The organism is Sporomusa sp., assembly GCF_057736855.1.
Genome location: NZ_JBYKYF010000203.1, coordinates 1 through 5,688, shown reverse-complemented (window position 1 = coordinate 5,688; position 5,688 = coordinate 1). Strand labels below are relative to the sequence as shown.

Annotated in this window: 7 protein-coding genes; 6 read left to right on the top strand and 1 reads right to left on the bottom strand. The window is 41.7% G+C overall.

Annotation, left to right across the window (positions count from 1 at the left end; genetic code table 11):
- On the top strand, positions 1-1,989 hold a 1,989-nt coding region (gene feoB, locus AC29Z1_RS12540), incomplete at its 5' end, for a ferrous iron transport protein B (RefSeq protein WP_488271801.1).
- A gap of 69 nt (positions 1,990-2,058) precedes the next feature.
- Entirely contained in the window at positions 2,059-2,301 is a 243-nt protein-coding gene (locus AC29Z1_RS12535) for a FeoA family protein (protein ID WP_488271800.1), read from the top strand.
- 115 nt (positions 2,302-2,416) lie between these two features.
- On the opposite strand, the gene AC29Z1_RS12530 is transcribed toward AC29Z1_RS12535, so the two are convergent.
- Positions 2,417-2,614: a DUF1858 domain-containing protein gene (locus tag AC29Z1_RS12530; protein WP_488271799.1), complete on the bottom strand. Its 198-nt coding sequence runs from the start codon at positions 2,612-2,614 to the stop codon at positions 2,417-2,419.
- 257 nt (positions 2,615-2,871) lie between these two features.
- Here AC29Z1_RS12530 and lgt point away from each other — a divergent pair, with 257 nt between their 5' ends.
- The 4 genes from lgt to rsmH all read left to right on the top strand — a co-directional run.
- Positions 2,872-3,657 (top strand): prolipoprotein diacylglyceryl transferase, encoded by a 786-nt coding sequence (lgt, locus tag AC29Z1_RS12525; RefSeq protein WP_488271798.1) that lies wholly within the window; start codon positions 2,872-2,874, stop codon positions 3,655-3,657.
- A gap of 23 nt (positions 3,658-3,680) precedes the next feature.
- Complete coding sequence (locus AC29Z1_RS12520) at positions 3,681-4,514, top strand: polysaccharide deacetylase family protein (RefSeq protein ID WP_488271803.1); 834 nt, start codon at positions 3,681-3,683, stop codon at positions 4,512-4,514.
- A gap of 155 nt (positions 4,515-4,669) precedes the next feature.
- Positions 4,670-5,101, top strand: a complete 432-nt coding sequence (mraZ, locus tag AC29Z1_RS12515; protein ID WP_488271802.1) for a division/cell wall cluster transcriptional repressor MraZ — start codon at positions 4,670-4,672, stop codon at positions 5,099-5,101.
- A gap of 23 nt (positions 5,102-5,124) precedes the next feature.
- Positions 5,125-5,688 (top strand): 16S rRNA (cytosine(1402)-N(4))-methyltransferase RsmH (gene rsmH / locus AC29Z1_RS12510; protein ID WP_488271797.1); only part of this gene is annotated, 564 nt, incomplete at its 3' end.

The window sequence follows — 5,688 nt, the reverse complement described above, 5'->3', positions numbered from 1 at the left end:
TTGTATTTTAGCGGATATAAAAACAGGCGGGGGAATGGCATGGGAAATACACCTTCAAATGTTGTACTGGTAGTTTCACCTATTTTTGGCAAGAGTGCAATATTCAACTATTTGACAGGCAGCTATGTTGCTGTATCTAACTATCCGGGTACTACAGTTGACATAGCGACAGGTTATTTCCAATATGGAGGACGGCGATTTGAAGTTATTGATACACCGGGGATATATTCGCTAATTCCACTGACTGATGAGGAAAAGGTTACCAGGCTGTTGTTGAGCAGCCAGATGCCGGATATTGTAGTTCATGTAATTGATGCAAAAAATATACAGCGGATGTTAGCTATTACTCTTCAGCTCATGGATGCCGGTTTGCCAGTTATCCTTAATCTAAATGTTATGGATGAAGCCCGGGATATAGGCATGGTCATTGACCATCAGCTTTTGGAAAAAATGCTTGGAATTCCGGTAGTTACTACTTCGGCGGTGGAAAAGACCGGACTGGAGACGCTGAAAAAAGCTATCAGCAATTATCAGCAGACTACATTGACAGTGTTTAATTTACATGAAGAAGTGGAACAGGCAGTGGCTGCTATTAGCAGTAGACTAACACGGGCCTATGGCTTTAGTAAACGAATGACTGCCCTGTTGTTACTGCAGGGTGATTTTATGATGAACGAGATCGCCCAGTCAGAACCAGCCTGGAGGGAAATTGCTGATACCATTAACCGACTGGCAGAACAAAAACAATGTTCTCTTGAGACCATGATAGCGGGTATGAGACAGGATATTATCGGTAAGATTGTTGGCAGAGTAGTAAAGTACGCCAATTGTAAACATCGAATAACCAACAGACTGGCAGGATGGTTGGGTAAAATAACCAGACAGCCAGTGACCGGAATTCCTATCCTTTGCCTGGTACTTTATTTTGGTTTATATCAATTTGTCGGGAAGTTTGGGGCTGGTATTCTTGTCGATTATCTTAACAATAGTGTGTTTATTCCGCTGATTAATCCGATAGTTAAGCAGTTTGTCAGTCGTCTTGTTCCCTGGGGATGGGCGCAAGAATACCTGGTAGGGGATTATGGTATTTTTACTATGGGGTTTCGTTATGCACTTGCTATTATTCTGCCAATTGTCGGGACATTTTTCTTAACCTTTGCAATATTGGAAGATTCAGGGTATTTACCGAGATTGGCCATGTTGGTGGACTCCATCTTCCGATTTTTTGGCCTGAATGGCCGGGCTATTATTCCCCTGACATTGGGATTAGGCTGTGGAACGATGGCAGTCATGGTTACCCGCACTCTTGAAAGCAGCCGTGAACGATTACTGGCTACATTTTTACTAGCGTTGGCTGTGCCATGCTCTGCCCAACTAGGGGTAGTGTTGGCGCTATTATCGCATAACCCTGCCGCACTTACGATCTGGAGCATATTTATGTTAATTGTTTTTGCCAGTATTGGTTGGTTAAGTGCCCAAATTGTGCCGGGAAGTCGCAGTGCTTTTTACATGGAGCTACCACCACTTAGGCTGCCGCTGATGAGCAATGTTATTAAAAAAGCCCATACGCGGGTGGTATGGTACTTTATGGAGATATTACCTGTATTCATTATTACCAGTATGGTATTGTGTGCTGCTCATAGCAGCGGTATATTGGACACCCTGATTCATTGGGGTGAGCCGGTGATGCTATTTATCGGTTTGCCGCCGGCAACGGCTCAGGCATTTTTATTAGGTTTTTTTCGTCGCGATTATGGAGCTGCCGGGCTGTATGATTTAGCGGTTGACGCCAAATTGACAGATGCCCAGTTAGTAGTTGCCGCTATCGCGATAACCTTGTTTGTCCCCTGTATTGCGCAATTGGCCGTGATGGTTAAAGAACGCGGTTTATTGGTGGCCACCGTGATGGTGATGCTGATTATTAGCATTGCCTTTGTATCGGCGGCTTTGGTGTATCGTGCGCTTACTTTATTATCTATTCCCTTATAATAAAGAAGACGTTTTGCGGGTGCTAGAAATTAATTGCAAAATGGATCAGACAGTAAGGTGAGGGATGTTATGACAGAACAGTCTGTTACTACGCTGAAAGCAGGCGAAAAGGCCAAAATCGTAGCAATAATCGGGCAGGATGTCAGGACGTTGCGAAAACTAACTGTGTTTGGTTTGCTGCCTGGTGCAGAGATTGAAATTATTCAGACATCTCCGGTCTATGTTCTTAAAATTGGTAACACAGAATTGGCGTTGGATTATGAAGCGGCAGTTGGTCTTTCCGTTATTCGATGCCGGCAAGATAAAAAATAAGGATACAAGCAGCTAGTGCGTGCTTTTTGTCAAATACATTAGTATCAGTTTGTGATCAGTGAAGGATGCCGTAGTTAGAAAAAATAAAAACAGGGCTATTTGGCCCTGTTTCCAATTATCCATTTACGACTTTGTTTAAGTCATCGATCAGAGCAGCTACATCAATACCATGGGCAAGAGCGCCTTGTTCGATGTTTTCGAAGCGGGCAGCGGCGCAACCCAAGCAGCCCATGCCATAATTACGGAATACTTGAACAGTCTGAGGATATTGTTGGACAACTTCGACAATACTCATGTCTTTAGTGATAGTCATTGTAACAGCCTCCTAAATTAAATTATAAAACTGGAATTTGCTGGCAACATAAATAATTATATCATACTTGACTAATACTTGTCATGACTTTATTATGAATTTAGTATTGTATATAGATGATATAGTCGTTTAATTGCGAGAGTATTGTCTTGCTGCCATTGCCATTACACTAGGTACTACTAGTAGTATTGGCTTATCCATTTTTTTTATGTGTTTTTATCTGTTTTATACGTAAACTTATTGCTATAGGAGTTCCCATGGGGAAAATTGCATTTTCAATAGGATGGATTCACTTTAGCTGGTTTGGGCTTATTTTGGCAACTGCTATTATCATTGCGTGTGTTATAAGCTGGTATTACGTTCGCATATACAAGGAAAATCTGGATAATTTGCTGGATTTAATCTTATGTGGCATTCCTATTGGAATACTTTCTGCACGATTGTACTATGTTGTTGTAAACTGGCATGTATATATGGATAATCCAAGCGAAATTTTACAGATTTGGCATGGAGGTTTAGCCTTTCATGGTGCCCTTATCGGTATGGTTCTAACCATTTGGGTTTATTCTAAGATTAAAAAAATTTCGTTTTGGCGCTGGGCAGACATCGTTGTGCCAGGGCTTGTTTTGGCTCAAGCTATTGGGCAATGGGGAAACTTCATTAATCAGGATGCATTTGGGTATCCGACCGACGTTGCTTGGGGTATCTATATTGATTACATATATCGTCCACCGGGATATGAACAGTTTGATTTTTTTCACCCTATTTTTTTGTATGAATCTGGCTGGAGTTTATGTATATTTATCGTACTTATTACTGTAAATTGGCTGATGCTTAAAAAATCAGCTCCACTGGCATCGGGAAGCTTATTTTTGTTGTATTTGATGTTGTATTCGTTAGGACGCGTTGTTATCGAAGCATTTCGGCTTGACAGCGAAATGCTGGGTAACTGGCGTATTGCTCAAATTGTAAGTGTTTTAATCCTAATGTGGAGTGCAACACTGCTGGTTTGGCACCATAAAGATAAGAAACCTCCGGTGTAGTGGCTGAAACATAGGGGGAAGTGATGCTGTTGATTCGCTTTAGCCGGCGTCAAGGTTGTTTTATTGTTGTTGGCCTTATTTTTTTACTGATGTTAGCAACGTCTACAATGAGCACCAGGGCTGTGGTAGCCGGACACAATACCCATGGTGCAAGCACTGTACTTACTGATGTTCCTATTCTGAATTATCATAAAGTCGATACCCTGTATCATGCGTTATCAGTTTCTCCCGAAGATTTTGAGAAACAAATGGCTTATCTGTCACAAAACGGCTTTACTACGATTACGCCAGATGATTTAATGGATTATTTAAACCATAATAAGGAACTGCCGGAAAACCCCATTTTAATTACTTTTGATGATGGTTATCTGGATAACTTTACTAATGCGTATCCGATTATGAAAAAATACGGGTTTACAGCTACCATTTTCTTAGTTAGCAATTTGGTAGGCCACGATGAACGGTACATGACTTGGGATCAAGTGCGTCAGATGCAGCGTGACGGCTTTGTTTTTGGCTCACATACTGTATCACATGCTGCGCTTACTAATCTTTCGCGTGAGCAAATCATGGAAGAATTGATAAACTCGCGCCAGGAAATTGAGAAACAATTGGGGAGTAAGGTTAAATATTTTGCGTATCCTACCGGTGCATATAATTTGCAGGTGGCAGAACTGGTGAAACAAGCAGGCTATAAAGCCGCTTTTACTATCCGTTTCGGCCAGGCAGGTATTGAAAGCAATCCTTACGCATTGGAACGTATACCCATATTTGGTGGGCAGCAGACCTTTCGCAGCTTTTTTGTCAGACTTAATGCAGCACCAATATTGGAACGCTTTGGCCTGATACGAAATTAGTACAAATATATAGGACTTAAGTCTCCATTTAATGGATTTTTTTAGAATCTTGCAACCAGTTGGCAGGATTTTTTTTTTGGGTCCAGAATAGACTAAAAAGTGGTTTAAAGTGGTGTAAAGTGGTTAATTTTTTTCTTGTGGTGGTGATGGCAGCCGTGTTTATGGGTGAATATCTGCATACCCTTGATAATAAAGGACGGCTGATTTTTCCCGCAAAATTTCGTGAGGAGTTGGGAGAAACCTGTATTATCACCAAAGGATTAGATAATTGCTTATTCGTATATACCCAGGCAGAGTGGGCTATCCTAGAAGAAAAATTAAAGAAGCTGCCGCTGGCTAAGCCAGAAGCCAGAGCCTTTGTGCGATTTTTCTTTTCCGGAGCGGCTGAATTAGAATGTGATAAACAAGGCAGAGTGTTATTGCCGGCTAATTTGCGTGAATATGCCCAATTGAGCAAAGAGGTGGTTGTCATTGGCGTATCAACCCGGATTGAAATTTGGGATAAATCAACTTGGGAAGAATATAATCGCCGAATTACCCCTACTGTTACTGCGATTGCCGAGAATTTAGCAGATTTGGGTATTTAATATAACGGAAATGAGTGGTAAACGTGCAGGAAGTTGAATTTGAACATACCAGCGTATTATTGAAAGAAAGTGTCGAGGGTGTATTTTCCAATCCTCAAGGGATATATGTAGACTGTACGCTTGGCGGCGGGGGGCATTCGGCTTATTTAGCAGCGAAGTTGGCACCGACCGGCTGGTTGATCGGCATTGACCAGGATCCGGCAGCTATCGCGGCCAGCAAACAACGATTATCAGGGGCTGCTTGCCGGATAAGCATTATTCAGGATAATTTTCGTAATTTGGGTTCAGTGTTAGATCATTTAGCAGTAGATGCAGTTGATGGCATTTTATTTGACTTGGGGGTCTCATCACATCAATTAGATGTTGCTGAACGTGGATTTTCCTATATGCAGGATGCACCACTTGATATGCGTATGAATCCTAATGCTGATTTTTCGGCCTATGAGGTTGTTAACCATTATAGTGAGCAGGAGTTGGCAAAGATTATTGCCGATTACGGTGAGGAACGCTGGGCGAAGCGAATTGCAAAATTTATTGTTGAAGCGAGAAATGAAGGTAAGGTTGAAACAACAGGACAATTGGTAGAG

Coding starts and splice junctions, on each gene's coding strand:
- AC29Z1_RS12535 (WP_488271800.1), top strand. CDS start 2,059: ATGACAGAACAGTCTGTTACTACGCTGAAAGCAGGCGAAAAGGCCAAA.
- AC29Z1_RS12530 (WP_488271799.1), bottom strand. CDS start 2,614: ATGACTATCACTAAAGACATGAGTATTGTCGAAGTTGTCCAACAATAT.
- lgt (WP_488271798.1), top strand. CDS start 2,872: ATGGGGAAAATTGCATTTTCAATAGGATGGATTCACTTTAGCTGGTTT.
- AC29Z1_RS12520 (WP_488271803.1), top strand. CDS start 3,681: ATGCTGTTGATTCGCTTTAGCCGGCGTCAAGGTTGTTTTATTGTTGTT.